At 62.5% G+C, this 3479-nt stretch carries 3 protein-coding genes; 2 read left to right on the forward strand and 1 reads right to left on the reverse strand.

Going from position 1 to position 3479, the window contains the following annotated elements; translation table 11 throughout:
* Window positions 1-515 precede the first annotated feature (515 nt).
* Together WCB02_RS26460 and WCB02_RS26465 are read left to right on the forward strand one after the other, a co-directional pair.
* Window positions 516-1295, forward strand: a complete 780-nt coding sequence (locus WCB02_RS26460; protein ID WP_423962713.1) for an NAD kinase — start codon at window positions 516-518, stop codon at window positions 1293-1295.
* Between the two features lie 245 nt (window positions 1296-1540).
* Window positions 1541-2287, forward strand: a complete 747-nt coding sequence (locus WCB02_RS26465) for an alpha/beta fold hydrolase (protein WP_423962714.1) — start codon at window positions 1541-1543, stop codon at window positions 2285-2287.
* 303 nt (window positions 2288-2590) lie between these two features.
* On the opposite strand, the gene WCB02_RS26470 is transcribed toward WCB02_RS26465, so the two are convergent.
* Window positions 2591-2752: a DUF433 domain-containing protein gene (locus WCB02_RS26470; RefSeq protein ID WP_423962715.1), complete on the reverse strand. Its 162-nt coding sequence runs from the start codon at window positions 2750-2752 to the stop codon at window positions 2591-2593.
* Between the last annotated feature and the right edge of the window lie 727 nt (window positions 2753-3479).

Genomic DNA, 3479 nt, shown 5'->3' on the forward strand with positions numbered 1-3479 from the left:
CTTCTGGCCCGGCGGCGCGGTTGCGGCCGAGGTTTGTTCGGGCGTTTCCTGGGCGTGCGCATGGGCGGCGAACACAACCGCGGCAAAGGCGAGGATGAAGAGCGGCACGAAGCCGATGCGACGCGGCACCGGCAAAGTCATGGTCATGATTTATCATCTCCCGGCTTCGCGAAGGGCATGCTTATGACGCCGTGTCCACACCGCGGCGGCAGCCTGCGGATCCAATGTGAAATTGCGACAGGCTGGCGTTATCGGCAACCAGCGGGTTCGGACTTTGCAACCCAATGCGGCTGAATGCGGCGTGAAAACGATCACCATTGCGGCATCGGCCGCAGCGGTTGCGCCGGCCGGTCCGCGGTGATGCCGAACCGGGAATTTGCCGGACGTTCGGCAGGCGGCATCCAGCGCCCTGCCGGGTCTGTTGCCGCGCTGCGGCGTCGTCTCGACAAACGGGGCCGAGGTCGTATACACGACCCGGTAACGTCAAATTGCCAGCCGTCAGCCGCGAGTGCTTCATGTCCACGCCCAAGCGTTACGAACGCATCGCCTTTGTCGCGAGCGCGGGCACCGAGGCGCAAGCCGCCCTCGCCCAGCTCACCGCGATGTACGGCAATGGCGACCCCGCGGAAGCCGATGTCGTGGTGGCGCTCGGCGGCGACGGGTTGATGCTGCAGACGCTGCACGAGCATATGCGCACGGGCAAGCCGATCTACGGCATGCACCGCGGCACGGTCGGTTTCCTGATGAACGAGTTCTCGATCCACGATCTGCACGCCCGGCTCGCCGCCGCACGGGAATCCCTGATCAATCCGCTTCTGATGCGCGCGACCGACATGGCCGAGGTGATCCACATTCACCATGCCATCAATGAAGTCGCGCTGTTCCGGCAGACCAACCAGGCGGCGCGCCTGCGCATCCTGATCGACGAGCAGGAACGCATGCACGACCTGATCGCCGACGGCGTGCTGGTGGCGACGCCGGCCGGATCGACCGCCTATAATCTATCGGTGCAGGGCCCGATCATCCCGATCAACGCCGCGCTGCTGGCGATAACGCCGATCAGCGCGTTCCGGCCCCGCCGCTGGCCCGGCGCGCTGTTGCCGAACACGGCCTATGTGACCATCGAGGTGCTCGAGGCCGACAAGCGTCCGGTCGCGGCCGCCGCCGATCACGACGAGGTGCGCGACGTCCGCCGCGTCGAGGTGCTGTCCGACCGCACCATCTCGATGCGGATGCTGTTCGACCCCGGCCACGGCCTCGAGGAACGCATCCTGCGCGAGCAGTTCGGGCCCTGATGCGCCGTCGCCCGTCGCTCCCGCTCGCGCCTCCCGTGGCCCGCATGAGGGTCCGCGATATGCGGGATCAGCGAAAATGACATGGAGGTTTTTGACCTGGAGGTTTTTGCGCGTCTGACGGATGATTGATCGGGTCGGAGCGGAGTTTCACCGCCGTGTCGTCATCGCCGAGCAGACTGAGATGACGGTCGAGTCCTGATGCGCTCTGGCGTGCGCAACAACTCTTCTTTTGGGGAGAAGCCTGGATGACCATCGTTCTCGTTCACGGAAATCCTGAAACGCAGGCGATCTGGGACGATCTCGTCCCGCATCTCAGCGCCGATGACGTCGTTCGTCTGTCTCCACCCGGATTTGGCTCCGCCATCCCTCCCGGCTTTGATTGTTCCACTGACGCTTATCGCGACTGGCTCGCCGGCGAACTCGGGACGTTGGCACAACCGATCGATCTCGTGGGGCATGACTGGGGCGGAGGCCACGTCATCCGGATTGCGATGGAGCGTCCAGCCCTGATACGATCTTGGATCAGCGACATTTTGGGGTGCTTCGACGCGGATTACGTCTGGCACGACATGGCGCAGGTCTGGCAGACGCCGGACATCGGCGAGCAGGCGGTCGCGCAGATGCTCGGTCTGCCGGCCGAGGCTCGCGCCCAGCGGTACGAAAGCCTGGGCATGACCTCAGCGATTGCCCAAAAAGTGGCTGCGGGTGCGAACAGCGACATGGGTCGGGCAATCCTGGCGCTGTACAGATCGGCCGCTCAGCCGGTGATGCGCGATCTCGGAGCCGGGTTATCCCGGGCAGCCGCCAGACCGGGCTTGGCGCTGATCGCGACGGAAGATTCCTATTGCGGCGGCGAGACGCTCGCGCGCCGTTCTGCCGGGCGCGCCGGGGCCAAGGTCGCGGTCTTGGATGGGGCCGGTCATTGGTGGATGTGCCAGCAGCCAAAACAGGCAGCCGAGGCGATCAACGCGTTCCTGGCAAGGCTGAACTAGGCGCGGCCATGAGCCTGAGCACCTCGGCCACGACGTTAGGCATGGTGGCCGTGTCATCAGCCGTAATCGGCCGCTTCCAAGACCATCAGAACGGCAAGCCGATTCGTCCTTGCGTGAAGCACAACGACGGCGATCGAGCGAGCTGCGAGGTTCTATTGGAAGGAGAGGTTTCGATCGACCGTTACGAACACGTCACTGCTGCTCGGCAAGCACCAGTAGCTCGCCATTCTTGATGGCCGCCCAGCCCATTTGACGAGCGATTTTGACGTCGTGACCGACGATATCACGATCACGCGCCAAGCGTCAGTCGACGCACTCGTCGAGCAGGACCTCCACGACGCCGATCGCTCGGTCCTTCGCTTCCTCCAAGAAGGCGATGACGTGCTCACGCGTTACGGACGGGAACCCTTCGAGAAAATCATCGATTGATTCGCCTGCTTCAAGACAATCGAGCAGGGTTTCCACGGGACCCTGGTCCCGTGGAACACGGCGGTGCCGCCCATTACGTCAGATTTGCGCGAAACGATTGGCTGCTTCATGGCGCCCAGGCTACACCTCGACTGCATCGACAGGCAGTGCCCGGATCCGATCAGGATGCGAAAGTGAGCTGCGGGCTACGGCTATCGGTGTTCCGGCGTGCTGTGGAGTACTGTGGCGCGCCACGGCCGATGAAGATGGGCACTATAGTTTCGCTGTGGCGCCATGAAGCGTCAGCCCGCGATGCGCTCCAATCGGCCGAACTTCGACCGCCTACGACTTTGCACTACGCCTTTTGGGATACCTCAATGCTCGTTCTGAAGACCGAGCATATTCGCTATGTTTGCGATTACGGGGTCGGGGCTCTCTTGGCTTGATCCAGTCTCGCCGTAAGAAACGCGTCGCGTTTCAGGTGTGACAGTGCAATCCCACCTCGATTCGGGGCCATCTATTAGATAGCAACCGGCTATGAAAAGCGGCGACCATGTAGGAACGAAAAGTACGCCGTAGTTGAAATGACCAATCACGCGGTCACCAGCCGTAGCCGAATTTTGCGTTATTTCGTAGCTGTGACGATATATCGGGCGGCTTCGATCGGGGTGACCAAGCTCATGAAGGACTATTGCATCGCTCGGAGGAGGAGAGAACGGCTCTTTTCCGCAGTAACTATCATTGCATGTTAGTCGCGTAGCCGCCGAAAATTCGACCTTTCCCA

The organism is Bradyrhizobium sp., assembly GCF_049581145.1.
Taxonomy (GTDB): domain Bacteria; phylum Pseudomonadota; class Alphaproteobacteria; order Rhizobiales; family Xanthobacteraceae; genus Bradyrhizobium.

Bases quoted from the DNA above. Each gene is read 5' to 3' on its own strand.
- WCB02_RS26465 (WP_423962714.1), top strand. From the start codon at position 1,541: ATGACCATCGTTCTCGTTCACGGAAATCCTGAAACGCAGGCGATCTGG.
- WCB02_RS26460 (WP_423962713.1), top strand. From the start codon at position 516: ATGTCCACGCCCAAGCGTTACGAACGCATCGCCTTTGTCGCGAGCGCG.